Raw genomic sequence first — 26,367 nt, forward strand, 5'->3', positions numbered from 1 at the left:
CCTCTATCGGGCTTCAGTTAGTTGAGAAATCAGCTGCAGCGCTTCCTCTGTTTTTTCAGCATACACAGGGATAAACGCCGCCATATCGCGATTCAATCGAAAAGAATAGCCGTTCAGCTGCTTTTTCCCTTTTTCGATCTGAACGGCATAGATCGTTTTTTCTCCTGATTTTTTATTAACAGTTGTATAAGGAGATGTTTTTTCAGGAGGCAATCCGTTTAACGGCTGAAAATTTTCCGGATCATCGTAAGCTTGAAACATGTCTTCAGGCACGATGAAAACATCTCCTTCATGGGCGGTAATTTCAGTCAGCAGTTTTTCCTGAAAAGCTGGAAAGATATCGACCTTCCCGGCATTCTGCTCGGCGGCCTTTTTTATTTTTTCCTGTACGCCAGCCTGCATATCAGAAAAGAGAATGACATGCATTCCGTCCGGCCTGCTTGAGCATGATGCCAAAAAGAGCACTGAGACGATCACACACAAAGCCGTCCGTATCCTTTTTGTCATTTCCCCGCTGACCTAAAAAGAGGCTCCAGCTCTGTCATAGCCAAAATAAACGCGCCGGCTCCGTGCAGATCGTTTGTGCTTCTTTCGCGGCTGACATAATAGTCATAGAAACCGGCTGACGTTCCGACACATATGTCATTGACGAGAAACGCGCCGTCTTCTGATGTTTCGGTTTTATGCTGAATCAAGCCTTGATACGCTTTTAGTAGTGTTGTTTCGTAAGCTCTGTCTAGATAGCCTGTATTGATTCCTTTTGCGATTGCGTACATGTACAGACAGGATCCTGAGCTTTCCAGCCAGTTATCAGACCTGTCTCCCTTATCAACGATCTGATACCATAACCCCGTCTCCTTGTCTTGATAGCGGCAGATGCTTTTAATCATGTCCTGCAGCGTGTTTTTCCACACGTGACGGTTTGGATGCTTCTTCGGCAGCTCTTCAATCATGTCAGCAAGAGAAATGACGTACCAGCCGATGGAACGTGCCCAAAATTCCGGTGAACAGCCTGTCTCTTCATTGGCCCAAGGCATTTTTTTCGCTTCATCCCAGGCGTGATAAAAGAGTCCGGTTTTTGCATCCTTCGTATGCTTTCTCATTAATGACTCCTGCAGCACAACCTGATCAAACAGCTCCGGCTCCTGCTTCAGATTGGCATATTTCAGTGCGAACGGCCCCCCCATGTATAAGCCGTCAAGCCACATTTGGTAAGGATAACCGTCTTTGTGCCAAAAACCGCCCTCAGACGTCCGGTTCAGTGTTTCATATAAGCCGCGCAGCCTTTTTGCCGCTTTGACATACCGCTCATCCTTCGTCTGCTCGTATAATGGAAAAAGAATGAGACCCGCTTGAATGGCGTCCAGTTCATCTCTTCTAAATAATAGATTGCCATAATCATCGATTAAGAGATCTGCATAAGCCTTCGCATACTCAAAATACCGCTTTTCCCCGGTTGCTTCCCACAGCCGCAATACACCGCATAAGAAAACACCCTGATGGTAGTGCCAGCGGTTTGCAGGAGGCAGCTCCTCGACTGTGTACGTGTTCATAATGGTTTTTGCCAATGCCTCCGCGTACGTAAGAGGCGATTTTACAGCGATTGATTGATCCATTGATCCCATCCCTTTCTTAATAAATACCTTCCTCGCCAAATTTCTTCGCCAAACGATTCGCAAGCATGACCAAAATCAGCCCGACCGCCGCTTTAAATACGCCGACTGCTGTACTGTAGCTGAATTGGCCCTGTTTCAGCCCTGCAGTATAAACATACGTATCAAAAATTTCCGCCACTTCCCTGTTAGTCGCATTTAACAGCAAATACACATGCTCGAAGCCAAGCTCCAGCGTGTCTCCGATTTTCAAAATCAGCAAAACGACGATAACGCTTTTAATGGCGGGCAGCGTAATATGCCACATTTGCCGCAGCCGTCCCGCTCCGTCCATTTTCGCCGCTTCATACAACTGGGGGTCAACCGCTGTAATGGCCGCCAGATAAATGATCGTCGACCATCCCGCTTCCCTCCAGATAACCTGCAGAATATACAGGGGCCGGAACCATTCTTCGTTCAGCAGAAAATTGATTTTTTCACCGCCAAAAAACACAATCAGTTCATTAATCAAGCCTCCGTCTACCGTTAAAAGCACAAACGAAAGCGATACAACAATGACCCAAGACATAAAATGCGGGATATAAATCAGCGTCTGAACAAATTTTTTAAAGAGAGCAATCCGCACTTCGTTCAATAGAAGTGCCAGCAGTATCGGCACCGGGAAAAATATGGCCAGGTTCAACGCAAATAACACGAGCGTGTTTTTTAACAAGAGAAAAAATGTAGGCTCAGTAAACAGCCTGATAAAATGCTTCAGCCCCACCCACTCACTGCCCAAAATGCCGAGGAACGGCTGATAATCCTGAAACGCAATCACAATTCCCCACATCGGGACATACTTAAAAAGCAAAAAATAAATACACCCCGGCAAAATCATCAAGTACAAATATTTTTGCTGAATCAGCTTACTTAGTAAGCGCTTTCTTTTTTCTTTTTTAAAAATGACTGTATCAACAGCCGGCGCTTGCGCTTCTGCTGTTTTCATTTTTTCCTAGCCTCCTTTCACGGGTTCTTGCATTCACTGTAGCCCAGCAGGCAAAAGTCCGTCTACAATCATATGATCACATCCTGTTTTATCCCTTTATAATCAAGGGTTCAGACGGTCCACCTGAAAAAAAGACACCGATATTAGAAAATGATTATTGACAATATCTATCAATCTTTGGATTAATTGTATTAAGGTGAAGTGGATGTTATGAAATGGGGGGTTTTATGAAAAGAAGCCAATACAAGTTTTACTACAAACTGATCACGTTTTTCTGCCTGCTCAGCACCATTCCGGTTATTTTGGTCGGATTGTTTTCGTACGAGCACTCCCAGAAAACGGCTATTTCCAACGTTTCGGAGGAAAAATTCGACACACTCCAGCAGACCCAGCAAAGCATCGAACATATATTGAAAACCGTCGATCACTCTTTAACCCACTATGTGAGTTCGCCGCCTCTCCTTCGCACATTGTCCGAGCCTTTGCACTCAGACCAATTTCAAATCTATAACCAAGTGAACCAAGAGCTCAATTATCTGCAAAGCTTTGATACCGACCTGTCCAACATGACATTAGTCAGTTATACGAAAAAATGGTACATGAACAATTCCGGTTTGTACCGTTTGAATACAGACACTCTTCATGAAGCAGCTTCAGCGTACACGAAACACAAAGCGAGCCGCTCATATTGGACGCTTGAGGAAAACAATCATTTGATTTCAACCAAAGAAGGCACAGCAGAAAACTGCCGCTACAATATCAATTTAATTAAGCAGCTTCCTTTGAACAGCACAAATACAAAGGGATTGGCCGCCGCAAGCATCCCGAGCTGTTCGCTTGTCAAAAATATGCCTGACTATTCAAACGCCAACAACCTGTTTATCATCGATGAAAAAGGCCGCATCATCCTTCATAACAACATGTCTGACGTCGGTGAATCTCTTCATAACGATGGCTTTGTCCAAAAAGTGCTGGCGCAAACCGCCAATAGCGGACAGTTTGAAACAGTGATTGACCGGATTCATTATAAAGTCACCTATCAAAAATCTGACTATAATACATGGACTTATTTTTCTCTCGTTTCCCTGCCTGAGTTAAAAAAAGAAGCCAAATCAATCGGCTGGATCACTTTTACAGTATGCCTTATTTTGTTAACGCTTTCATTATTGTTCTCTTGGCTGGGCTCCCGCCATTTTTACAAGCCGATCAGGGTGCTATACGAATCATTCGCAAGACATGGAGCCATACAAGAGAAACAACAGCCTCCTCAAAATGAATTTGAGTTAATTGAACAGAGCTTTAAGCAGCTGAAGGACAGAAATGACGACCTTGAGGAAACGATGAAGCAGCAGGCCACTCATCTGCAGCAATATTTTATGGTCAGGCTTATGCTCGGAAAACTGACGGATGAGGAGGTTGATAACCGCTTTAAAAGCCTCGGTTTAAAGCAAAATTGGCGGCACCTTGCCCTGCTTGTGCTCCAAATTGACACACTGAATCATACGCCTTATGAGAAAAAAGATATGGATCTGCTTTTGTTTGCCGTCAACAGCCTGATTGAGCGCAACATCCCGACGGACAAACATCTTGCCCCCGCCGTAGTTGACAAACAGCAGGCGACGATTTTGATCAATCAAAGCGGGACAAAGGAAGAATTCATGGCTGAGCTGAATAAGACTGCAAGGATGATTCAGGAAAAAGCGGAAGCTGAGCTGCAGCTGTCTGTCAGCATCGGCATCAGCCAGCCGTTTGATGTGCTGACAAAAGCGAAAACAGCCTATGCGGAAGGCTCAGAAGCGTTGAAATACCGGCTCAAAGCGGAAAACAAATCGATTATCTTTTACGAAGACCTTGACCAGAAAAAAACCTTCAAAACCCATTTTCCAAAGCAGCTTCAGCATGAGCTGTTCGATGCTGTTAAAGCAGGAGACAAGGAGAAAGCGGATAAATGCCTGCACGCGATTTTGCAAGCCATTTTCACCCAGAACACCAACCCGTATCAATTTCAAATCGCCATCGCCCGTTTTTTGAACCATGTGATTGAGCTGATGCATGTGCTCGGAATCGAATTGTTTGAGCTTGAAGAAAACAAAATGCTGTATGACCAAATTTTTGAGCTGAAAACGTTCGAGGATACCGAAAACTGGCTAAAGAATGAGTTTATTGATCCGATGACAGACAAAGTGAACGCCCGCGCGGATGCCCAGTACAAAAATATTTCCGACAACATCATTCATATCATCCATCATGAGTTTGAATCCGAATTGACACTGGACGAAATCGCGCGCAGGCTCCATTACAATCCAAATTATTTAAGCAGCATTTTCAAAAAAGAAATGGGTATTTCATTCAGCGAGTATGTCTCAAGCTACCGACACCATATGGCAAAAAGCTGGCTTGCCGAAACAGACATGGCGGTCAAGGACATTGCCGAAAAGCTGAAATATAAAAACTCGCAAAATTTCATCAGATCATTTAAGAAGCTGGAAGGGATTACACCGGGAAACTACCGCCAGCAAAAAAGAAGCATGTAAAAAACCCAAAACCGCTTGCGCGTTTTGGGTTTTTCCAATGTTATTTTGCTTGTTTAAACGCTTCTTCGTATTCCTGAATAATTTGTTTTCCTCCGCTTGACTCCCATTTTTCCACTTCTTTATCGAACTGGCTTTCTGTGATGTCTCCAATCATATATTTGTAGGTCGCGTCATCAATGATTTTCTTCAGTTCATCACCCCGTTCCGACTCCGATGCGGAATACAGGCTTTCAGCCGGGTTTGAGACGATAATCTTTTCATTGTCCTCGGTCAGCTCCTCGTACGCCGTCCGAAGCGGATCTCCAGTGTTTTTTAAGTAGGCTTTATCAATGGCAATTAAAGCGGACAGCGGCTGAATATCAGTCTGCCAGTCTTTTACCTGGCTTTCTTTGCGTGTAAACGTTTTGTCCTCACCTTTGTTGTAATGAACGCCGTCAATGCCATAAGTCATCAGGCTATAGACATCTTCTTCGGCCATTCGGTCAAAAAACGCTAAGATCCGTTTAAGCTCTGCTTCCGTTTTCACACTCGTTCTCGGGAAAGCAAACACGCCGTTATGGCCTCCTGATGCCCATACCCGCTCTTTCCCATCCGGGCCTTTTATGCGGTTGATGATCTCGAGCTTCATCGATTTATCAGAGGCATGGTCGCGCAGATTGACCGCATCTACCATATTGCCAATATAAATTCCGGCTTTTCCTTGAGAAAACAGCTCCTGCTGCTGGGTTTTGCTTGTGACGGGAAAATCCTTATTCATATACCCATTATCACGCAGCTTTTTCATATAGTTCATCGTGTCTTTGTATTCCTGTGTCATGAAATCAGGCGTGAATTTGCCGCCCGATTCCTTCCAATCTGTCGGCATGCCTTCATACGAGCCAATCGTTTTAAACGCGCCGTAAATCAAGTCATTACGGTCTGTCAGCCCGATCGTATCATCTTTCCCATCCTTGTCCGGGTCGTCCTCCGTAAATGCTTTGGCCACTTCATAAAGCTCATCCAACGTTTTCGGGGTTTTCAAATTTAAATTGTCCAGCCAGTCCTTCCGAATGACGATCCCCTGTCTGGAAAGCGGGCGCTCTCTGTATATCCCGTAGAGCTTGCCGTCAATTGTCACATTTTTATTAATGAGTTTGTTCATTTTGTTTAAGTTGGGATAATCCTTGATATAATCACCAATTTCCCAAAACATTCCTGACCGGAAGGCATTCATGACTGACGAATTTTTAATATCCTGGATGGTCACGATTTGCGGAAGATTGCCGGCTGCAAGCGCTGCATTCAGCCTGTCTTCTTTCACCGCGTCTGGAACCCAGGTGATGTCGAGTTCTGTATTTGTCAGCTTTTCAATTTCTTTAATCGCCCTGTCTTTCGGCGGCTGCTGGTGATACAAAATCGCCATCCAAGACAGCTTTACCTTTGAATCCGGGCCAGCTTTGCCTTCAGCCGAAGACTGATCAGCCCCTTTACAGCCCGCCAGCACTCCGCCGAGTGCCAGTACAAGCACAATCAAAAGCACCCTCCATTTGTTTCCCATCGTACCCCTCCGTTTCATATTTCTTTTATCCTTTGACAGATCCCAGCAAAGCTCCTTTTGCGAAATGCTTTTGTATAAACGGATAGACAAGCAGAACCGGGATGGTCGCCACCACTATGACCGCCATTTTAATGGTTTGCTCAGGCGGCGGGCTGCCCGACCCCATTTCAGACATATCCCCCTGCATACCGCTTGATACAATGACGATTTGGCGCAGAAGCACCTGAATCGGCCATTTTGCTGAATCATTTAAGTACAAGATCGCTGTCATATACGTGTTCCAATACGTGACCGCATAAAATAGTGAGATCGTTGCGATCGCAGGAAGAGACAGCGGCAGCACAATTTTAAAGAATATGCCCAGATCATTGCACCCGTCAATTTTCGCGGACTCTTCCAGGCTTGACGGGATATTTTGAAAAAAGTTTTTCAGAATGATCAGGTTAAAGGCATTAATGGCTGTCGGCAAAATAAGCGCCCAGTAAGAATCGAGCAATCCAAGCGATTTGACCACAAGGAAAGTCGGAATCATGCCGCCGCTAAACAGCATCGTAAATACGACGAGAAACATGAGCGGCTGCCGGCCGATTAAATCACGGCGGGATAACCCGTAAGCCATCAGTGAAGAAAGAAACATGCTGACCGCAGTGCCTATCACTGTCACAAACACAGAAACAAGCAAACTCTTATAAATAATATCTGTTGAAAAAATGTAGCGATAAGCATCTAGCGAAAAAGTGGTCGGTATTAAAATAAATGTTTTCGACACGACTTCTTCTACTGTGGCGAAAGATGCTGCGATGACATGAATGAACGGAAGTACGCATATTAAAGCGAACACCAGCAAGAAACCATAAATCAACATATCAAACAGACGGTTTTTCAGTGAATGTGCGATAGCTCCCACCTCTCTTTGTAAGCGTTATCATATTTTTGAAAACCGAGCTCAGCATGTGACGATATCGTGTCTAAAATGTAGCAAATCTGTGATTGCCATGTCTATAATCATTTGAACAGAGTCCCCGGCCGGGCGGGGGCTGCCGCGAATTGAGACCGATAACAAAAGAAAAAGAGCATAATCTTAGAAAATGATTATGCTCCGTTCTCCTCCTCGTTCAGAAGTTCGGCCGTATTGATTTGTGGCGAAAACCCAAGTTCATTCACGGCAGATTCAATGGACCATGGCCGGCCCGGATTATCAGAGACGGCGTAATAAGTGCCGTACCGCATATTGGTTTCAATGGCGGCTTTGAAAATCGACAGCAGATCGGGGTGAGAAAGCAGTGTCTTTTTCGTTCGTTCTTTTTCATGCAGCGTATCCATTTCATCTGTGACGACTGTTCCGATTCGAAGGTTGATTACTGATAGCTTATTTTCCAAATAAAACAAATGGCCGATCTGTTCAGAGGTCAGCTTTAATACACCGTACAAGTTTTTTGACAGCGGATAATCGCTTGTTGTGATTTCCCGTCCTAAGAGCGAGCGCCCGTCTTTTTCGTATACATCTGTGACATGATTGCTGCTGGCGAACACGAGCTTTTGAATGCCGAGCTCCGCTGCCGCACGGCACAGATAATAGCTTGCCCTATAGAAAACATCCGTCATTTTTTCAAACTCAGCGATGTCCATAATATCGTATTTGATTTTAACAGCGAGTAAATTCAAGATGGCATCGGTATCTTTTGGAATCTTCTTCAACAGCTCCTCATAATTTGCCGCGTCAGCCTGAATGGAAGAGGCTTTGCCATCGAAATGATCTTTATCAAGCACTGTCACTTCATAGTCTGAAGTAAGCCCTTCAGCAAGCAGTCTCCCAATCACACCATTTCCGCCGGCGATCAGCACTTTTTTCACGATGTTCACTCCCCTTTTTTATAGATTGCCCATTTTCGGCGGGGCTGACACTTTTTTGGCACTCACATTCTTAGGCTTATTCAAAAGTCACCGGCAGCTCCTCAAGCGCCCGAAATCCAAAAAGCGGCCGATACCGCCATTCAAAATCCGCGAGCGTAAGGCTGGGCATCCGCTGCAGAAGTGTGTTAATCGCAATTTGCGCTTCTAATCGTGCCAGCGAGGACCCTAAACAAACATGATGGCCATGACCAAATGAAAGGTGCGGATTAGGACTTCTCGTAATATCGAAGACATCGGGGTTCGTGAAAATGCTTGGGTCTCGATTAGCCGCCCCTAACAAAAGATAGACTTGCTCTCCTTGACGGATCGTCACCCCGCTGATGTCAATATCCTCTGACGCAACTCTGGCTGTCATTTGCGTGGGGCTTTCATAGCGTAAACATTCCTCGACTGCGGTACCAATAAGATCTGGATTTTCTCTCAGTTTCAAAATCTGTTCTGGATGCTGCAGCAGACAAAGGACTGAATTGCTGATGAGATTGACCGTTGTCTCATGTCCGGCGATCGCCAGCAATATGCACGTAGATGCCGCCTCCTCTTCCGTCAGCTTATCCTTTTCTTTCCCCTTCAAGAGCATGCTGATCATATCCTGTTGAGGGTGGCGTTTTCGCTTTTGAATCAGCTCTTTGAAATATGCCATAGCCTGCACAGCCATATGATTGCCCTCTGTTAATGCCTTTCTTGACCGGGTAAAATCAATCGTTTGAATGAGACTCGCAGCCCACTCCTTTAATTGCTCCCTATCTTCCTCCGGTACACCTATAATGTTAGCTATGACAAAGCTTGCTAAAGGAAAAGCAAAGTCCGAAATGACCTCCATCTTTTTTTTACCTTGCACTTGATCAAGCAAATGATGGACAGTTTCAATGATATACGGCTGATAACTCTCTGTCGCTCTCGGCGTAAACGCTCCGCTGGCAAGCGTCCGCAATCGTCTATGATCAGGCTGGTTCTGAAACAGCATCATTTGATTTTGCACATGTGAAAGGTCCTGATATTTGGTCGAGCTCTCAGGCAGCGGGGTGCGGACTTTGAATCTCGCATCTTTCAAAATAGCAGCCGTTTCTTCATATCCTGTGACATACCAGCCCGGGTATTTTAAGAAACTCCCTTTATAGATAGGATGAACAGCTCGCAATGTGTCGTAAAAAGAATATGGGTTTTTCAAAAACTCCGAAGATGCAGTTGACGATGCAATTGTCACGTGATTTTCTCCTTTCTGTTCAAAAATAAAAGCAATCGACATCATACCGATTGCTTTTATTGATGCTTTCAGCTTTTCGCACTTAAACTGGCCTTCATTTCTTCGACTGATTCAACTTCAAAGCCTAAATCACTCAGCATTTTATGATCCTCCGTCTCCTCTTGCCCGGCAGTTGTTAAGTAGTCTCCGACAAAAATGGAGTTTGCGGCGTAAAGCCCTAATGGCTGCAATGAGCGGAGATTGACCTCTCTTCCTCCGGATATGCGAATTTCTTTTGATGGATTGATAAAACGGAACAGCGCCAGCACTTTTAAACAATACAGCGGGTTTAATTCGTTGACGCCTTCTAACGGCGTACCATCAATTGCATGCAAAAAATTCACAGGAATGGAATCCGCGTCAAGAGCCTTCAAGCTTTTGGCGATGTCAATGACATCCTGTTTCGTCTCCTTCATCCCGATAATGGCGCCTGAACACGGAGACAGCCCCGATTCTTTTGCGATTTCAACCGTATTGACTCTGTCATCGTATGTATGTGAGGTCGTGATGTTTGAATGGTTTCTCTGTGACGTATTCAAATTATGATTATAGCGGTCTACTCCGGCATCTTTGAGCCGCTTCGCCTGCTCTGGCTTCAACAGTCCGAGACACGCACAAACCTTCAATCCATACGTCTCTTTAATTTCCTGAACCGCATCTACGACCTGATCCACTTCTCTGTTAGACGGCCCTCTGCCGCTTGCCACGATACAATATGTGCCGATATTCAGATCGTGCGCCCGCTTCGCGCCTTCAAGCAACGTTTCCTTATTCACCATCCGGTAAGACTCAATCGGCGCTTTCGAAATCGCAGACTGTGAACAATAGCCGCAGTTTTCCGGGCAGAGCCCGGATTTCGCATTCATAATCATATTGAGCTTTACTTTTTTTCCATAAAAGTGTTTTCTGATATGAAAAGCTCCATGCATTAATAGCAAAATATCTTCGTCAGGACAATTTAATATTGAAAGCGCTTCTTCGTCAGTCACTTCTGCTCCAGCCAGCACCCGGTCTGCAAGTTCCATCCATTGATTCATTCTCATACCCCCACTTGTTTCATCAGTAATGATAGATTGATATGGTCTTTTACCATATGTAGAACCGTTTCTTTCGTCACGTTGGCAAGCTTTGGCGTAATCCCTAAAACCGGCACACCGCATAAGCGCTCAATCATCTCAGGATTGGTTTTTTCATCTTCATCAGGAGAGTCACTGATTCCATTGATGATAATTCCGGCGATTGGAAGCCCCATGCTTTCTGCATATTTGACAGTTAAAAAGGTATGATTAATGGTTCCAAGGTGAGGGCGCGCCACAATAATCATGGGAAGCTGCAACGCTTTTATGACATGACTGACCAAATAATCCTCTCCCAATGGCACAGAAATACCGCCCGCACCTTCTACGATGAAGCATTCATGTTTTTCTCTAATCCGCCCCCAATGGCTTAAAACCTCTTCCATGGTGACAGTCTTTCCCTCAAGTTTCCCTGCAACGTATGGTGCAAGCGGCGCTTTGAAGGCAAAAGGCGTAATGTCTTCATGAGAAAGACCGGTCTGCGACATGTCTTTCAGCAGACTAGTATCACTATCTGGATGATGACGCGATATCCCGCTTAAAAATGGTTTATACACCCCGACATCTCTATTATGTTCTTTCAATAAGGCAGCAAGACCGCTGGATATAACCGTTTTCCCCACTTCTGTATCAGTTCCCGTCACAAAAAAACCCCTCAAATGATATACAGCTCCTTTCCGATTGAATGAAATGTTTTCAGCAAATCATCAATATCACCCATACTGTGGTCAGACGTGATTGTAATTCGAATACGGCTTTCACCCGGCGCAACGGTCGGCGGCCGAATGGCAGGAGCATAAATTCCCTTGCCCTGCAGTTTTTCAGCAAATATGACCGTTTTATGGGCATCGCCAATGACTACAGGAATAATCGGTGTGTGATCTCCTTTTACCACATAACCCATATTCTTCAGACTGGTTCTAATCATGCTGATATAAGAAAATAAAAGCTGTCGTTTTTCCCTGCTGGCTTCAATAATGTTGAAAGCCTCATGAGCAGCCGCACAGCTGGCTGGCGGAATAGCGGTTTGAAAGATAAATGTTCTGGCATGGTTCAGCAAAAAGTCGATGAAGACCGCTGATCCTGCCGCAAAACCTCCTTCCGCGCCAACAGCTTTGCTTAAGGTGCCGATCACAATGTCGGGACAAACACCAAAGTATTCACTCGTTCCTCGTCCCGAATCGCCCAAAACTCCTGTTGCGTGGGCATCATCAACGACCACGAAGGCATGATAGCGTTTCGCAAGTGAGATGATCTGATCAAGAGGGGCGATTGTGCCATCCATGCTGAATACCCCGTCTGTTACGATAAAACGGCGCTGATAACGCTGTGTTTCATTCAGCTTGTTTTCAAGATCATTCATATCAATATGCCGATAAACAACTGTATCAGCCTTAGAAAGTCGGCAGCCGTCGATAATACTTGCATGATTGAGCTCGTCACTTAAAATGACATCTTCCTTTTCTGGCAAGGATGAAAGGACACCGACATTGGCCAAGTAACCGCTCGAAAACAGCAGGGCCGCTTCTGACCGTTTAAAGCTGGCAATCTTCTTTTCTAGCTTTTCATGCCAGACCGAATTGCCTGTCGTTAAACGTGAACCGCTGCTTCCTGTCCCAAGTTGCTGCAATGCTGTTTGGGCTGCATCGATCAAACGTCTATCGCTTGCGAGCCCTAAATAATTGTTTGAGGACCAGACCGTTTGATTTTCGCCATCAATGTTCCTCTCTGGAACCGGTGCCCCATTCATTGTCCGCAGGTTACGGTGTACGCCGTCTTCTTTCATTCTGTCTAACCGCTTGTTCAACCAGGAATCAATCTTCAAGGCTCGTAACCTCATGGATCGCTTGTTTCATAATGGCAACCATTTCCCCGAGCTCCTCAGCTGTGCTGGCAAGAGGAGGAAGAAATGCAACCACGTCCCCAAGCGGTCTTGTCAGCATTCCTAACTCTCTCATTTTTAAGGAAACTTTGTATCCGATCCGCCGATCAGCCGGGTAAGGTTCTTTGGTTTCCTTTGACCGGACAAGCTCTGCACCGCACATAAAGCCAAGCTGCCGAATATCCCCAACATGAGGAAGAGCGTGCAGATCTTGAAGAAGAAAATGGAGCTTTTTACTTTTTTCCGCTACTTGTTCCACAATGTTTTCAGATTCAAATAATGCCAGATTTTCAAGCGCAACCGCACAGCCAAGCTGATTGCCTGTATAGGAATGGCCATGGAAAAAGGTTTTTAGGTTTTCATAATCATCATAGAATGCCTTATAGATGTCTTCAGTGGCAAACGTAACGGCAATTGGCAAATAACCTCCTGTAATGCCTTTACCGGCAGCCATCAGATCAGGCTGGACATTCTCGTGCTCGCACGCAAACATTTTTCCTGTACGGCCAAAGCCTGTAGCGACTTCATCAACGATCATTAAGACATCGTATGTTGTACATAGCTCGCGCACCCCTGCCAAATATCCTTCCGGCATCACGATCATACCGGACGCGCCTTGTACCATTGATTCAATGGAAAGCGCGGCAATTTCCTCGTGATGTTCCTTAAGCAGCTGTTCAAGCTCTCGGAGGCACTCATCACGGCACTCATCAGGATCACCGCTTTCAGAGCGATACACATAAGGAATAGGAGCCTTGTAACTCTCGAACATCAACGGGCCGTATACGTGGTGAAAAAGTTCAATTGAACCGACACTGACGGCGCCAATCGTATCACCGTGATACCCGTTTTTCATTGCGATAAATTTTTGTTTCTCGGGCTTCCCGATGTTCTTCCAATACTGAAACGCCATTTTTAGGGCTATTTCCATCGCTTCTGCACCGCTGTCTGAATAAAAGACCCGCGTGAGCTTTTTTGGGCTGATATCGATTAATGTTTCGGCAAGCTGGGTTGCTGGAACGTTGGTCATGCCCAATAACGTGGAGTGCGCAATTTTTCCGAGCTGTTTTTTTATGGCATTATCTAGTTCTTTTTTGCGGTGTCCGTGGACATTAAGCCAAACTGATGAAAAACCGTCATAGTATTCCTTGCCATTTATGTCTTTGACTTTGATTCCAGTCCCGCTTTCGATGATTAAGGGGTTTTCATCATAATCTTTCATTTGGGTAAATGGCAGCCAAAGGTGCTTTTTACTTTTTTCTATCAAATCATGAGTCATGATCTTCCTCCCACTCTATTAAAATAGGCTGCTTCTCCAGATCATGTATGTACGTGTTTACATCATTGGATCCATCAATAAAAAAAACTCGGCAGCCCTCTTCAGACCCGTATTCTTTCATTGCTGTAATACGCTGATAGCCCATTTTCTTACCCGCAACATAGCCTGTTATGTAATCCGGATCGTCCGACCAGCATAATTCTGCAATGGCTGCCGGGTGCCGGCTTACCTTTGAAGCGAGCGCAAGGGCCTCTTTTATTCTTGAATGAGCTGGCACGTGACAGTGAAGCGCCCATTTTTCAAAATTAGCGTCCGGCCAATCCATTCTGGAGACCCGCACCCCTTTTTCTTTTGTTTGATCCATTCGCTTTCCTGTATGAATATCAAACAACACCGCACCCCTGACATCTGACCATTCAGGGATTTGTTCATATGCTTTTTCAATCACATCTCGTGAAACGCCTTCTTTTTCCAATAACAATCGGGCCAGCTTTTGTCCTTCTTCCGGGCAGCTCACTTCATTCGTATGCACAGGCAATGGCTGAATGGTTTTTATCGATTCATATACCTCTTCAAATTGAATTTGCATAAAATCAGGTTTTCCTCTTGAATGGGATAACCCTTTTTCTAATAAAGCATTGACTGTATGCTTCATCTCATGGAAAGGAATAAGCCGTTCTCCGCCGGATATATGCTTTCCGCCGTCTTCATGAGATCCATTCATAGAAGCCCTCATTCTGACACTATAAAAAGTTTCTTCTTGCATCATTTCTCGCCCTTTCACTGATAACTGAAGAACGTGCAGTGCTTCTCATTTTAATTGTTAACCTATTGTATTTAAAGGTTAACAATTAAAATATATTATTCTCTCCTGTTTCTGTCAATAGAAGAAAGCATCGATTTATGGCAGTTGGTTAAAAGGAAACAAAAAGACCGTTTTCACACAAACGGTCTTTTTCGATTTCTTATAACAGTCACAGCCACTTTTGCAAAAACTGGACAGCTTCATGCCTCATGACTGCTGTTTCGAAATGTCCCGAAGCAGAACGGACCACTCGGTAGCAATCAGCAGCTCCCTGTCCAGCATAGACAGCTGTCAATTCTTTTTCGATTTTGTCCACGCCCTCGGCCGGCGTTAACCGATCGTGTACACCAACAAGACTAAGGTGCGGGCGCGGTGCGATCAGGCTTTGGATCTCCGATGCGGAAAAATGCTTTGCAAGCGATGGGACGTAATAATAAAAGCCGTGCCTGTCAAGATTCTGTGTTTTGATCAGCACGTGATGATCCACCTGGCTGCACAAATCCACACACACCTTAATCCGGTCATCGAGCGCCGCTGTCCACCACGCCAGCAAACCTCCCATAGACATGCCGATGGTTCCGATCCTGTCAGGCTGAACATCAGAGCGTGACTGCATATAGTCTAACGCACTTAAACTGTCATAAATCATCATCCCCCACATCACTTTTCCGGTGAGAAGCATTTCTTTAAATATCTCGCTTTCCGCTTTTCCCCGCCGATCTCCAAATCCCCAATGATCAATCGCAAGAACGCCGTATCCGAGTGAAGTAAGCTCATCAGAAAAAGAAGGCATTTTCAAATAATCCGCTCCCTCAATCAGCTCACTTTTCCCCCTATCATACTGGCCCCCATGCGAATGCTGAAACAATACGGCTGGGCACGGTCCTTCTGTTTTCTTCGGCTTCACAAAATAAGCGGGCACCTTTTCATGTCCATTTAAATCGAGCAGGAGCGTTTCAACAATATTTTCTTCTCTTTCTTCAATACGTAATGTCTCAACACTGATTGGCCTCCGATCAGGCAAATCACCAAGCAATCGAAACAGTTGCTTTCTTCTTTCGGCTCTCATCCCATCACCCTTCCTTATTCGCTTACTTCACATTTACGAGACAGATCTGGGTTCCCCTTTATTTTTCCAACATAAATCACATCATTTACTAAATTTTTAGTAAATATAACGAAATATTCCGAAAACAATTGTTGTAACCGCTTACTTTTATATGATAGTATCAATTTATCAAAAACAGATGAGTTAATATTTTACTAAATATAGATGAGAGGGATACCCATGGTTCGTATTAAAGATATCGCATTGAAAGCTAATGTTTCCAGCGCAACTGTGTCCAGAATTTTAAATGAAGATGAGTCGCTTTCTGTTGCGGGCGAAACGAGACAAAGAGTCGTCAACATCGCTGAAGAGCTTGGTTATCAAACCGTTGCCAAACGCCGAAAATCCCGCGGGCAAAAACAGCTGGCCCAGCCGCTGATCGGTGTGCTGAGCTGTCTGTCCCCTGATCAGGAAAGGCAGGACCCTTATTTTTCTTCCATTCGGAAAGGCATTGAAAAGGAATGCTTTGAACAGGAAATTTTTATTACAAATTCGATTCATCTCGGCTCCTTTCAGGAACATATTCTTCGGGAATTGGATGGTGTCATTGTCATCGGCCGTGTTCATGATGAAGCGGTTAAGCATATCAGCGGAAGGCTGGAGCATGCCGTATTTATCAATCATTCACCAGATCCGCAAGCATACGATTCGATTGGAATCGATTTTGAATCGGCTTCACGCCAGGCGATTGATCACCTTTTCGACTTAGGCTACAAACGGTTAGGCTACATTGGCGGACAAGAAAAAGAGCATACGCTGAAGGACGGCCAAAGCATTCGCAGAACGATTGAAGACAAACGCCTGACCGCTTTTTTGGAGTCAGCCGCCCCCCAGCCTGAGCATGTGCTGATCGGAGAATACAGCATGCGTGAGGGCTATCGCCTGATGAAGAAAGCAATCGATCAAGGCCATCTGCCGGAAGCATTCTTTATTGCCAGCGATTCTATGGCGATCGGCGCATTAAAAGCGCTGCAGGAAGCCGGACTGCAAGTGCCGCGGGATACCGCAATCGTCAGCTTTAACGGCATTGAGGAAGCTGAATTTGCCAGCACGCCTTTAACGACGGTGAAGGTATACACAGAGGAAATGGGCCGGACAGGCGTAAAACTGCTGCTTGACCGTCTCAATGGCCGAACGCTTCCCCAACATGTCACCCTGCCTACAACATTAATCGTAAGACAAAGCTGCGGATGTACAGCAAAGGAGGTGACATAAGCAAAGATTCATCACGATGATAAGGAGGAAAAGATGAAACACACTTTTGTTTTATTTCTCTCTCTTATTCTGCTTGTTCTGCCCGGGTGTTCAGCAGAGAAAAGCTCAGCAGATACCGCAAAAAAGACGTTAACCATTTATTCTACAATGTCAACCGACAGTGAAAGAGATACGTTCAGAAAACTAGCGGCAGCATTCGAAAAGGAACACAGTGACATTCATGTCAGCCTTCATTTCCCAGGCAATGACTATGAAAATATGATACGTGTCAGAATGGCGGCCAATGATTTGCCAGATCTATTCGATACACATGGCTGGGGGAAAATCAGGTACGGTGAATATACAGCGGATCTCCGGGATATGGAATGGACTCAAGATCTTGATCCCAATTTAAACAGCATCCTCAAAAATAAAAGCGGAAAGGTGTATGCCTATCCGATCAATCAGGCAAAAGACGGTCTGGCGTATAACCGCAATATTTTAGACCGTTACGGCATTGCTCCGCCGGAAACCATGGATGACTTTATCAAAGCACTGAGAACGATTAAAGAAAAGAGCAAGGGAAGCATTGTTCCCTTCTGGTTTGCCGGCTATGACAAAAGCTCATTCGCTCAATATTACGACCAATTCGCTACACCTCTTCTCATCACAGACCCTGCCCATAATGAAAAAAAACAGCTCATCAACGGTTCTTTTAAATGGAATAAATTCACTTACTTATCAAAAATCCTCAAACAAATGCAGAAAGAAAAATTGATTAACATCGACGCCGTCACGGCAAAAAAATCACAGCTCATTGAATTAATGGCCCAAAACAAAATCGCCTTTACAATGCAAGGCGGCACACTCGGCCAAGACGTTGCCCAGATCAATCCGAACGTCAAGGTCGGCATTATCCCGACACCCGCCATACATCCCGGTGATAACCCGATATGGATCGGCGGTGAACGCTACACCCTTGCAGCATGGAAAGATTCGCCTCAATTAAAAGAGGCAAAAGAATTTATCGCATTTATGGCCCGCCCGGCCAATGCCAAACAAATGGCTGAAGCCACATCGCTTCCTTCAGGGCTGACCAATGTGAAAGCTGATATTTTCTACGCAAACGATTATGAGCATTATCAAGATGTCAAAGTCGAGCCTTACTTCGACCGTTTATACTTGCCAAACGGAATGTGGGATGTCCTGGGCACGGTCGGACAGGAGCTGGCGGCTGACATTTTGGCGCCTCAAGACATTTCGCAGAAGCTGGGAAGAGAATATAAACGACTCAGGGAGCAATCGGAAACACAGGGAGCTGAAAACAATGAGTGAGATCGCAAGGGACGTTCATGTGAAACAGGTTAAGCCAAAAAAACAGTCCTCACTTTGGTGGATGTACATTCCTGCTTTGCTCTCCGTTCTGGTCTTTATGATTTATCCGTTTGTGAAAGGCACATTGATTACCTTTACAAACTGGAACGGCTTTTCACAAGTTTACCAATGGGTTGGATTCGCGCAATATGAAAGGCTGTTTTCTGATCCTGATACTTGGCATATCTTAAAAAACACTCTGCTTTACGGGCTTGGCAGCACCTTTTTTCAAAATGTGGTCGGGCTTCTGTACGCTCTGCTCTTAAATCAAAGCATTAAAACGAAAGCGGTAACAAGAACAATTGTGTATTTGCCGGTGATGATCAGCCCGCTCATTATGGGCTACATTTGGTACTTTTTCTTCTCCTATGACGGAGGCGCACTTAACGATTTGCTCGGGGTCTTCGGCATCAGCCCTATTAATGCGCTCGCCAGTCCCTCGCTCAATCCATGGATCATTGTCATGATTAACACCTATCAATATGTCGGAATCGCTATGGTTGTCTACTTAGCCGGTCTGCAAAGCATTCCGAAAGACTACTATGAAGCGGCGCAAATGGATGGCGCGAAACAAGGCCAGCAGTTTTTCACCATCACGCTGCCGCTGTTAATGCCCTCCATTACCATTAATATGGTCATCAACATTATCGGAGGCTTAAAGCTGTTTGACGTCATCATTGCACTCACCGCTGGCGGCCCCGGAAATGCGTCACAATCCATGTCCACATTTATGTATGATTTGTATTTCAAACGGCAGGATGCCGGCTATGCCGCAACGCAAGGCATATTTATGGCATTTGTCATTTTGATCATCAGCTTTTGCGCGCTTGCGTACTTTAAAAGAAAGGAGACGGAAATGTCATGAGAGCCGCCCGTACAAAAAGCATGCGGATCATTACGCTTCTTGCAGCCATTGTGGCCTGTGCGCATTTTATTCCTTTTTATATCCTGCTGACCACTTCATTGAAAGCAAAAGGAGACTACAGTTCGAAATGGATATTTCCAGCCGACATCTCCTTTCATAATTTTTCAGAGGCGTGGGAGCGCGCTTCGCTAGGAAACTCTTTTATAAACACCATGATCATCACAGGTTCTTCTGCCTTGTTATTAATTATATTCGGCTCACTTGCCGCCTACCCGCTTGCCCGGCGGGAAACGAAACTGAATAAAGCCGTTTTTGCCTTGCTGATTTCCATTATGATCATCCCTCCGTTAACGTCCATGGTTCCTTTGTATCGAATGGTTGTGGACGCCGGAATGGTCAATACACACGCAATCGCCATTTTCATTAATACAGCGGCTTACATGCCGTTAACCGTATTCTTGTATTCAGGCTTTATCCGATCGACCATTCCAAAAGAGCTTGAAGAAGCCGCAAGAATTGACGGCGCAGGCATGCTGAAAATCTTTTTTACGATTGTGTTTCCTCTGCTGAAGCCGATCACTGCGACCATCTGTATTATTTCTTGTGTCTTTATTTGGAACGACTATCAATTTGCCATTTTCTTTTTACAAGATCAAAAGGTTCAGACATTAACAGTAGCCATGGCAGGTTTTTTCGGAGAAAACGCAAACAACCTTCATTTAGTTGCCGCAGCGGCACTGATGGCAATGCTGCCGATGGTTGTTCTGTTTTTGGCGCTGCAAAAATACTTTATTGCCGGCCTGTCTTCCGGAGCGGTAAAGGGTTAACATTAAAGGAGGAAGCAATATGAAAAAGATTACATTTATCGGTGCAGGGAGCACGATTTTCGCCAAAAATGTTTTGGGAGACTGCCTGTTAACAGAGGCACTGAATGGATTTGAGTTCGCTCTTTACGACATTGATCCCAAACGCCTGCAGGAATCCCAGCTCATGCTCGAAAATCTAAGAGACCGTTATAACCCAAGTGTGGCCATCAACAGCTATGATGACAGAAAACTCGCCTTGCAAAACGCAGGCTATGTCATCAATGCGATTCAGGTTGGAAGATACAAACCGAGCACAGTCATCGATTTCGAGATTCCTAAACGGTATGGGCTGCGCCAGACGATCGCCGATACAGTCGGCATCGGCGGGATATTCAGATCTCTCAGAACAATCCCGGTCTTATTTGATATCGCAAAAGATATGGAGGAAATGTGCCCTGACGCATGGTTCTTAAACTATACAAATCCAATGGCCACCCTTACAGGCGCCATGCTCCGCTATACCAATATCAAAACAATCGGGCTCTGCCACAGTGTTCAAGTGTGCACGAAGGATTTATTTAAAGCTCTTGGAATGGAGCATGACGGAATTGAGGAACGCATCGCAGGCATTAATCATATGGCTTGGCTTTTGGAAGTCAAAAAAGACGGCACAGATTTATATCCAGAAATCAAAAGGAGAGCGAAAGAAAAACAAAAAACAAAGCATCATGATATGGTGCGGTTTGAATTAATGGATAAGTTCGGCTATTATGTCACGGAATCGTCCGAACATAACGCAGAGTATCACCCATACTTTATTAAACGGAATTACCCTGAACTGATCAGCGAGCTGCAAATCCCGCTCGACGAATATCCGAGAAGGTGCGTCAAGCAAATTGAAAATTGGGAGAAAATGCGGGATGATATCGTCAACAATAAAAACCTTACGCACGAACGCTCAAAGGAATATGGTTCAAGAATTATAGAAGCAATGGAAACAAACGAACCATTCACCTTCGGAGGAAACGTCTTGAATACAGGGCTGATTCCCAACCTTCCTTCAAAAGCGGTTGTGGAAGTGACATGCGTCGCCGACAGAAAAAAAATTACACCGTGCTTCGCCGGAGAACTGCCTGAGCAGCTTGCAGCCTTAAACCGGACGAATATTAATACACAGCTGATGACAATCGAAGCGGCTGTCACACAAAAAAAAGAAGCGGTTTACCAAGCTGCAATGCTTGATCCGCATACAAGCGCGGAGCTTTCCATGAAGGACATCATCTCCATGTGTGACGATTTATTTGCAGCACACGGCGATTGGCTTCCGGAATACAAATAAAAACTAGGGGACCGCTCTCCCCTAGTTTTTTGGTTTTGTTTCGCCTTCCCAGGCCATCATGCCGCCTTCAACATTGACTGTTTTAAAGCCTTGCTCATCCAGGTACTTGCAGACGTTCATGCTGCGCATTCCTGAGCGGCAGATAAATACGTACTCTTTGTCTTTATCAAGGGTTTCCATTTTTTCAGGAATATCCCCCATGCGAATATGAACGGCTTGCGGGATCATGCCTTCCGCTACCTCTTCATCTTCTCTGACATCAATTAAATATAATTCTTCGTCCGCCTCAATTTTTTCTTTCAAAGCGGCTGTGCTGATTTCTTTTATTTCCAAAGAAAACACTCCTATTCACAGTGATCATGTTCAGTATATCAAAGTCAGCTGAACGATTGCTATTCTGAGACTGATGAAAAAAATCCCCTTTTGGCAAAGGGGATTTTTTCTAGGCTTAGTTTGCCACAATATTGACAAGCTTCCCAGGCACCGCGATGATTTTCCGAATCGTTTTGCCTTCAAGCTGCTCTTTGACCTTTTCATCTGCTTGAGCAAGCTGTTCCAGCTGTTCTTTCGTTGCATCGGCAGGAACCTGTAATTTCGCTTTTACTTTTCCGTTCAGCTGAACAACGATTTCAACTTCATCATCCACAAGTTTTGTTTCATCATATACAGGCCAAGCTTCGTAGGCAATTGTGCCGGAATGGCCAAGCTTCTCCCAAAGCTCTTCCGCTAAGTGTGGCGCGATAGGAGAAAGAAGCTTCACGAAGCCTTCCATATATTCTTTCGGCAGTTCTGATGCTTTATAAGCTTCATTAATAAAGACCATCAGCTGGGAAATACCCGTGTTGAAACGAAGGCCTTCATAATGGTCTGTGACTTTCATAACCGTTTCATGATAGACGCGCTCCAATGTTTCACCCGCGCCTTCAACGATTTTGCCATTAAGCTCACCGCTGTCTTCAATAAATAGGCGCCATACACGGTCAAGGAAACGGCGCGCACCGTCTAATCCTGATTCAGACCAGGCGATTGAAGCATCAAGAGGTCCCATGAACATTTCGTACAATCTCAGCGTATCAGCACCGTGAGAGGACACGATTTCGTCAGGGTTGACAACGTTCCCTTTAGATTTACTCATTTTTTCGTTATTTTCGCCGAGAATCATTCCTTGGTTGTACAGCTTTTGGAACGGTTCTTTCGTCGGCACTACGCCGATATCATAAAGGAACTTATGCCAGAAGCGGGCATACAGAAGGTGAAGCACGGCATGCTCTGCACCGCCGATATACATATCGATCGGAAGCCATTTTTCCAATTTTTCTGGTGATGCTAGCTGATCCGGATTGTGCGGATCAATATAGCGCAAGAAATACCAGCAGCTTCCCGCCCATTGCGGCATTGTATTCGTTTCTCTTCTTCCTTTTTTCCCTGTCTCAGGGTCTGTGACTTCCACCCACTCTTTAATGTTCGCAAGCGGTGATTCGCCCGTTCCGCTCGGTTTGATTTCATCCGTTTTCGGCAAAATCAGCGGCAGCTCCTCTTCAGGGACAGCTGTTGACGTTCCGTCTTCCCAATGAATGACCGGAATCGGCTCGCCCCAATAACGCTGGCGGCTGAAGAGCCAGTCACGAAGACGGTACGTCACTTTCTTCTCACCGTTTTTTGTTTCTTCCAGCCAAGCAATCACTTTCTCAATCGCTTCCTGTTTGTGAAGGCCGTTCAGGAAATCAGAGTTCACGTGCTCGCCGTCGCCAGTATAAGCTGCTTCCTCAACGTTCCCGCCTTTTACGACTTCCTTCACCGGAAGGCCGAATGTTTTGGCGAATTCAAAATCACGCTCATCGTGGCCAGGAACTGCCATGACAGCACCTGTTCCGTATGATGCAAGAACATAATCCGCAATCCAAATCGGCAGTTTTTCTCCGTTTACAGGATTGATCGCATACGCTCCTGTGAATACGCCTGTCTTTGTTTTCGCAAGATCTGTGCGTTCAAGGTCACTCTTTGATTGAATTTCTTTGATATAAGCTTCAACAGCTTCTTTTTGCTCAGCCGTTGTGATGTTTTCCACCAATGCATGTTCCGGGGCAAGGACAGTGTATGTAGCGCCAAACAGCGTATCTGGTCTTGTTGTAAACACCGTAAAGGATTCATCATGTCCATCTATAGCAAAATGAACGTGAGCGCCTTCCGAACGGCCGATCCAGTTGCGCTGCATATCTTTAATGCTTTCCGGCCAATCAAGCTCTTCCAAGTCCTCAAGGAGCCTGTCCGCATAAGCGGTGATTTTCAGCATCCACTGCTTCATTGGGCGTCTCTCTACCGGATGGCCGCCGCGTTCGCTCTTGCCGTCAATGACTTCTTCGTTGGCAAGAACCGTACCGAGCGCAGGGCACCAGTTTACAGGCACTTCGTCAACGTAAGCAAGGCCTTTTTCGTATAGCTTTAAGAAAATCCATTGCGTCCATTTATAGTATTCAGGGTCAGTCGTATTGATTTCGCGATCCCAGTCATATGAGAAGCCAAGCGCTTGAATTTGGCGGCGGAAGTTATCAATATTCTGCTTCGTAAACACAGCGGGGTCGTTCCCTGTGTCAAGCGCGTATTGTTCAGCTGGCAGGCCGAATGCGTCCCAGCCCATTGGATGAAGGACATCATAGCCCTGCATGCGCTTCATGCGGGACAGAATATCCGTAGCTGTGTATCCTTCAGGATGGCCGACGTGCAACCCAGCTCCAGACGGATAAGGAAACATGTCCAGCGCGTAAAATTTTTGTTTTTCATTATTATCAAGAGTGGCAAATGTCTTGTTTTCAAGCCAATATGTTTGCCATTTCTTTTCTATCTCTTTGTGCTGAAAACTCAAAGTAAAAACCTCCTTCTGATTGAATACGGCGTGTATGGTTCAAGTATTGACGGGAAGGAGAGGATTATTCAGAATATTCCCAAACTAAAAAAAACTCCCTCATCCCTAAAAGGGACGAGAGACTTTCGTTTTCCCGCGGTACCACCCTCGTTAGCGCGGCATACGCCGCACTCACTTGATACTTTTAACGCAGTTATGCGTCAGCGGCTTTTCACCGCTGCAACTCTGAGGTGAGTTCGGAAACAAACTTGATTGACTTTCACCAGCCGTCAACTCTCTGCAACAATATCTGTTTCTTACTGCTCCTCTTCATTGTTCTTATCGCAACCGTAATCTAACTGTATTTTATAGAATTCTGTTCATAAGTGCAAGCAGGTTTGTATACAATGGGAATGTACCCTGAACGGGCGAAGATTGAGGACAATTATTCGGGTGGAGTTTTAGTTTGACGTTTGGACTCGGCCGGCTCGCCGCCGCTGTTCAGTTCTCTCACAAAGTCAAAACTTCTGAGAACAGCTTCACCGCCGTAGCCTGAGATAATGGATAAGATGACAAGTTGAATTCCTGAATCGGGGTCAGCGGATAATACAAGTAAAATGGAAGCTGTCATTCCGATAAACCAATCTTCCAAAAATCCAAGGTAGATAAACCGCTTCGTCATTCTGGGCTTCTCCAGTCTGCCTCTCTTTTTCACATGACCGAGAATCCCCATGATTCCTCCAATTACACAAGCAATAAGTACCTGATGCAGCATCTTCATCATCACCTTCCTAAAGCCCTTATTTCGTAAAGCGACTTCAGGCCATCCAGCCCCCTTAAACGATTCCGATGATTTTCGATATCTACATACCGGCAAATCTGTAAAAAGCTTGTTTCTTCCATTATATGTGAACACATGATCGGTAAGCTTGATGCATTGGATTCATTTTTCACCCAGTGACATTTACCTAGTCACCTATTTAGCATGTAGAAAACCTTTCCGTTCATATGTTCAAATTCTGTTCTTATTTTTAGTGTATACGAGGACAAGCCCTAATGACAAACAACAAACTGCACTTGCTTGAATCAGAACATGTGTTGTGCTACGGTTACTGTAGAATTCATTTTTAAAAAGGGGAATATCAGGCTTTCGCATAGCAAGCTGACGGCCTAAGGGGGATTTATATGGCTAGTTTTCAATCATTTGGGATACCAGGACAGCTGGAAGTCATCAAAAAAGCGCTTGATCACGTGCGAGTCGGTGTGGTAATTACAGATCCCGCACTTGAAGATAATCCTATTGTCTACGTAAATCAAGGCTTTGTTCAAATGACCGGCTACGAGACCGAGGAAATTTTAGGAAAGAACTGCCGCTTCTTACAGGGGAAACACACAGATCCTGCAGAAGTGGAGAACATCAGAACCGCTTTACAAAATAAAGAACCGGTCACCGTTCAGATTCAAAACTACAAAAAAGACGGAACGATGTTCTGGAATGAATTAAATATTGATCCAATGGTTATAGAGGATAAAACGTATTTTGTCGGAATTCAGAAAGACATCACCAAGCAAAAAGAGTATGAAAAGCTTCTCGAGGATTCCCTCACGGAAATTACTGCACTTTCAACTCCTATTGTCCCGATTCGCAATGGCATTTCAGCTCTTCCGCTAGTCGGAAACCTGACAGAGGAGCGATTTAATTCCATTGTTTGCACATTGACGAATATCTTATCAACATCCAAAGATGATTATTTGATCATTGATTTATCCGGATTGGCCCAAGTGAACGAACAAACGGCCGACCAAATTTTCAAGCTGAGCCATTTGCTGAAATTGACCGGAACTGAGTTAATCATTACCGGCATTAAGCCTGAATTGGCTATGAAAATGAATAAACTGGATGCCAATTTTTCGTCGCTGAAAACATATTCAAATGTAAAGGATGCCGTTAAAGTGCTTCCGATTATGTAA

General features: G+C 45.0%; 23 protein-coding genes and 1 other annotated feature. Of the genes, 7 read left to right on the forward strand and 16 right to left on the reverse strand.

Annotated features, from left to right (window positions below):
- Positions 1-3: 3 nt before the first annotated feature.
- The 3 genes from rmgS to rmgP are packed head-to-tail and all read right to left on the reverse strand — an operon-like array spanning position 4 to position 2,598.
- Complete coding sequence (gene rmgS / locus AC0OMA_RS15100) at positions 4-507, reverse strand: rhamnogalaturonan transport/degradation protein RmgS (protein WP_327845032.1); 504 nt, start codon at positions 505-507, stop codon at positions 4-6.
- Positions 504-1,625, reverse strand: a complete 1,122-nt coding sequence (gene rmgQ / locus AC0OMA_RS15105; protein ID WP_474222441.1) for an unsaturated rhamnogalacturonyl hydrolase — start codon at positions 1,623-1,625, stop codon at positions 504-506. The genes rmgS and rmgQ overlap by 4 nt, the downstream gene beginning before the upstream one ends.
- A 7-nt stretch (positions 1,626-1,632) precedes the next feature.
- Positions 1,633-2,598: a polygalacturonan/rhamnogalacturonan ABC transporter permease gene (gene rmgP, locus AC0OMA_RS15110; RefSeq protein ID WP_015251423.1), complete on the reverse strand. Its 966-nt coding sequence runs from the start codon at positions 2,596-2,598 to the stop codon at positions 1,633-1,635.
- A gap of 215 nt (positions 2,599-2,813) precedes the next feature.
- On the opposite strand from rmgP, the gene AC0OMA_RS15115 reads away from it, so the two are divergent.
- Complete coding sequence (locus tag AC0OMA_RS15115) at positions 2,814-5,132, forward strand: helix-turn-helix domain-containing protein (protein WP_181220047.1); 2,319 nt, start codon at positions 2,814-2,816, stop codon at positions 5,130-5,132.
- 40 nt (positions 5,133-5,172) lie between these two features.
- On the opposite strand, the gene AC0OMA_RS15120 is transcribed toward AC0OMA_RS15115, so the two are convergent.
- From AC0OMA_RS15120 to AC0OMA_RS15165, 10 genes are all read right to left on the reverse strand, one after another.
- Positions 5,173-6,669 carry an extracellular solute-binding protein gene (locus tag AC0OMA_RS15120; RefSeq protein ID WP_474222222.1) on the reverse strand — a complete coding sequence of 499 codons (1,497 nt, stop codon included), beginning with the start codon at positions 6,667-6,669 and terminating at the stop codon, positions 5,173-5,175.
- Positions 6,670-6,694: 25 nt separating this feature from the next.
- A complete protein-coding gene (locus AC0OMA_RS15125; RefSeq protein ID WP_309530310.1) occupies positions 6,695-7,555 on the reverse strand; it encodes a carbohydrate ABC transporter permease in 861 nt (286 codons plus the stop codon).
- Positions 7,556-7,761: 206 nt separating this feature from the next.
- Positions 7,762-8,523 carry an NAD-dependent epimerase/dehydratase family protein gene (locus AC0OMA_RS15130; protein WP_474222223.1) on the reverse strand — a complete coding sequence of 254 codons (762 nt, stop codon included), beginning with the start codon at positions 8,521-8,523 and terminating at the stop codon, positions 7,762-7,764.
- Positions 8,524-8,599: 76 nt separating this feature from the next.
- Positions 8,600-9,787 carry a biotin biosynthesis cytochrome P450 gene (gene bioI / locus AC0OMA_RS15135; RefSeq protein WP_474222224.1) on the reverse strand — a complete coding sequence of 396 codons (1,188 nt, stop codon included), beginning with the start codon at positions 9,785-9,787 and terminating at the stop codon, positions 8,600-8,602.
- 68 nt (positions 9,788-9,855) lie between these two features.
- Positions 9,856-10,863, reverse strand: coding sequence for a biotin synthase BioB (gene bioB, locus AC0OMA_RS15140; RefSeq protein ID WP_069840155.1), 1,008 nt, complete (start codon positions 10,861-10,863; stop codon positions 9,856-9,858).
- Positions 10,864-10,865: 2 nt separating this feature from the next.
- Positions 10,866-11,561, reverse strand: a complete 696-nt coding sequence (gene bioD, locus AC0OMA_RS15145; protein WP_474222225.1) for a dethiobiotin synthase — start codon at positions 11,559-11,561, stop codon at positions 10,866-10,868.
- Complete coding sequence (bioF, locus tag AC0OMA_RS15150) at positions 11,558-12,727, reverse strand: 8-amino-7-oxononanoate synthase (RefSeq protein WP_474222226.1); 1,170 nt, start codon at positions 12,725-12,727, stop codon at positions 11,558-11,560. Before bioF ends, bioD begins: the two co-directional genes overlap by 4 nt.
- Positions 12,717-14,063 carry an adenosylmethionine--8-amino-7-oxononanoate transaminase gene (bioA, locus tag AC0OMA_RS15155; protein WP_047183053.1) on the reverse strand — a complete coding sequence of 449 codons (1,347 nt, stop codon included), beginning with the start codon at positions 14,061-14,063 and terminating at the stop codon, positions 12,717-12,719. Before bioA ends, bioF begins: the two co-directional genes overlap by 11 nt.
- Positions 14,053-14,829, reverse strand: coding sequence for a 6-carboxyhexanoate--CoA ligase (gene bioW / locus AC0OMA_RS15160; RefSeq protein ID WP_474222442.1), 777 nt, complete (start codon positions 14,827-14,829; stop codon positions 14,053-14,055). The genes bioA and bioW overlap by 11 nt, the downstream gene beginning before the upstream one ends.
- Before the next feature lie 208 nt (positions 14,830-15,037).
- On the reverse strand, positions 15,038-15,937 hold the full coding sequence (locus AC0OMA_RS15165; protein WP_474222227.1) for a dienelactone hydrolase family protein: 900 nt from the start codon (positions 15,935-15,937) through the stop codon (positions 15,038-15,040).
- A 219-nt stretch (positions 15,938-16,156) separates the two neighbouring features.
- Between AC0OMA_RS15165 and AC0OMA_RS15170 the strand changes: the two genes are divergently transcribed.
- From AC0OMA_RS15170 to melA, 5 genes are read left to right on the forward strand one after another with little or no spacing between them, the layout of a single operon-like run.
- Positions 16,157-17,191 carry a LacI family DNA-binding transcriptional regulator gene (locus AC0OMA_RS15170; RefSeq protein ID WP_474222228.1) on the forward strand — a complete coding sequence of 345 codons (1,035 nt, stop codon included), beginning with the start codon at positions 16,157-16,159 and terminating at the stop codon, positions 17,189-17,191.
- Between the two features lie 33 nt (positions 17,192-17,224).
- Complete coding sequence (locus tag AC0OMA_RS15175) at positions 17,225-18,505, forward strand: ABC transporter substrate-binding protein (protein WP_474222230.1); 1,281 nt, start codon at positions 17,225-17,227, stop codon at positions 18,503-18,505.
- The gene (locus tag AC0OMA_RS15180) at positions 18,498-19,409 is read left to right on the forward strand and encodes a carbohydrate ABC transporter permease (RefSeq protein WP_015251409.1); all 912 of its coding nucleotides are present in this window, start codon (positions 18,498-18,500) and stop codon (positions 19,407-19,409) included. Before AC0OMA_RS15175 ends, AC0OMA_RS15180 begins: the two co-directional genes overlap by 8 nt.
- Positions 19,406-20,236, forward strand: a complete 831-nt coding sequence (locus AC0OMA_RS15185; RefSeq protein ID WP_100506427.1) for a carbohydrate ABC transporter permease — start codon at positions 19,406-19,408, stop codon at positions 20,234-20,236. The genes AC0OMA_RS15180 and AC0OMA_RS15185 overlap by 4 nt, the downstream gene beginning before the upstream one ends.
- A gap of 19 nt (positions 20,237-20,255) precedes the next feature.
- Positions 20,256-21,554, forward strand: a complete 1,299-nt coding sequence (gene melA, locus AC0OMA_RS15190) for an alpha-galactosidase MelA (protein ID WP_309530152.1) — start codon at positions 20,256-20,258, stop codon at positions 21,552-21,554.
- A 21-nt stretch (positions 21,555-21,575) separates the two neighbouring features.
- Here the strand turns inward: melA and AC0OMA_RS15195 are convergent, their stop codons facing one another.
- The 3 genes from AC0OMA_RS15195 to AC0OMA_RS15205 form a co-directional block, all read right to left on the reverse strand.
- The gene (locus AC0OMA_RS15195; RefSeq protein ID WP_004398993.1) at positions 21,576-21,887 is read right to left on the reverse strand and encodes a rhodanese-like domain-containing protein; all 312 of its coding nucleotides are present in this window, start codon (positions 21,885-21,887) and stop codon (positions 21,576-21,578) included.
- Between the two features lie 115 nt (positions 21,888-22,002).
- Entirely contained in the window at positions 22,003-24,417 is a 2,415-nt protein-coding gene (leuS, locus tag AC0OMA_RS15200; protein ID WP_309530151.1) for a leucine--tRNA ligase, read from the reverse strand.
- Between the two features lie 107 nt (positions 24,418-24,524).
- Positions 24,525-24,739 (reverse strand) — a binding site (T-box leader).
- Positions 24,740-24,841: 102 nt separating this feature from the next.
- On the reverse strand, positions 24,842-25,177 hold the full coding sequence (locus AC0OMA_RS15205) for a DUF4257 domain-containing protein (protein ID WP_003246114.1): 336 nt from the start codon (positions 25,175-25,177) through the stop codon (positions 24,842-24,844).
- Between the two features lie 404 nt (positions 25,178-25,581).
- Here AC0OMA_RS15205 and ytvA point away from each other — a divergent pair, with 404 nt between their 5' ends.
- Positions 25,582-26,367 (forward strand): YtvA family blue-light photoreceptor, encoded by a 786-nt coding sequence (ytvA, locus tag AC0OMA_RS15210; protein ID WP_047183059.1) that lies wholly within the window; start codon positions 25,582-25,584, stop codon positions 26,365-26,367.

The organism is Bacillus sp. AMCV2, assembly GCF_056033925.1.

Excerpts from the sequence above, each read along its gene's own strand:
- bioA (WP_047183053.1), bottom strand. The coding sequence starts at position 14,063 with ATGACTCATGATTTGATAGAAAAAAGTAAAAAGCACCTTTGGCTGCCA.
- AC0OMA_RS15120 (WP_474222222.1), bottom strand. The coding sequence starts at position 6,669 with ATGGGAAACAAATGGAGGGTGCTTTTGATTGTGCTTGTACTGGCACTC.
- rmgQ (WP_474222441.1), bottom strand. The coding sequence starts at position 1,625 with ATGGGATCAATGGATCAATCAATCGCTGTAAAATCGCCTCTTACGTAC.
- AC0OMA_RS15165 (WP_474222227.1), bottom strand. The coding sequence starts at position 15,937 with ATGAGAGCCGAAAGAAGAAAGCAACTGTTTCGATTGCTTGGTGATTTG.
- AC0OMA_RS15180 (WP_015251409.1), top strand. The coding sequence starts at position 18,498 with ATGAGTGAGATCGCAAGGGACGTTCATGTGAAACAGGTTAAGCCAAAA.
- ytvA (WP_047183059.1), top strand. The coding sequence starts at position 25,582 with ATGGCTAGTTTTCAATCATTTGGGATACCAGGACAGCTGGAAGTCATC.
- AC0OMA_RS15175 (WP_474222230.1), top strand. The coding sequence starts at position 17,225 with ATGAAACACACTTTTGTTTTATTTCTCTCTCTTATTCTGCTTGTTCTG.
- rmgP (WP_015251423.1), bottom strand. The coding sequence starts at position 2,598 with ATGAAAACAGCAGAAGCGCAAGCGCCGGCTGTTGATACAGTCATTTTT.
- melA (WP_309530152.1), top strand. The coding sequence starts at position 20,256 with ATGAAAAAGATTACATTTATCGGTGCAGGGAGCACGATTTTCGCCAAA.
- AC0OMA_RS15115 (WP_181220047.1), top strand. The coding sequence starts at position 2,814 with ATGGGGGGTTTTATGAAAAGAAGCCAATACAAGTTTTACTACAAACTG.
- AC0OMA_RS15205 (WP_003246114.1), bottom strand. The coding sequence starts at position 25,177 with ATGAAGATGCTGCATCAGGTACTTATTGCTTGTGTAATTGGAGGAATC.
- AC0OMA_RS15185 (WP_100506427.1), top strand. The coding sequence starts at position 19,406 with ATGAGAGCCGCCCGTACAAAAAGCATGCGGATCATTACGCTTCTTGCA.
- bioW (WP_474222442.1), bottom strand. The coding sequence starts at position 14,829 with ATGCAAGAAGAAACTTTTTATAGTGTCAGAATGAGGGCTTCTATGAAT.
- rmgS (WP_327845032.1), bottom strand. The coding sequence starts at position 507 with ATGACAAAAAGGATACGGACGGCTTTGTGTGTGATCGTCTCAGTGCTC.
- bioB (WP_069840155.1), bottom strand. The coding sequence starts at position 10,863 with ATGAATCAATGGATGGAACTTGCAGACCGGGTGCTGGCTGGAGCAGAA.
- AC0OMA_RS15170 (WP_474222228.1), top strand. The coding sequence starts at position 16,157 with ATGGTTCGTATTAAAGATATCGCATTGAAAGCTAATGTTTCCAGCGCA.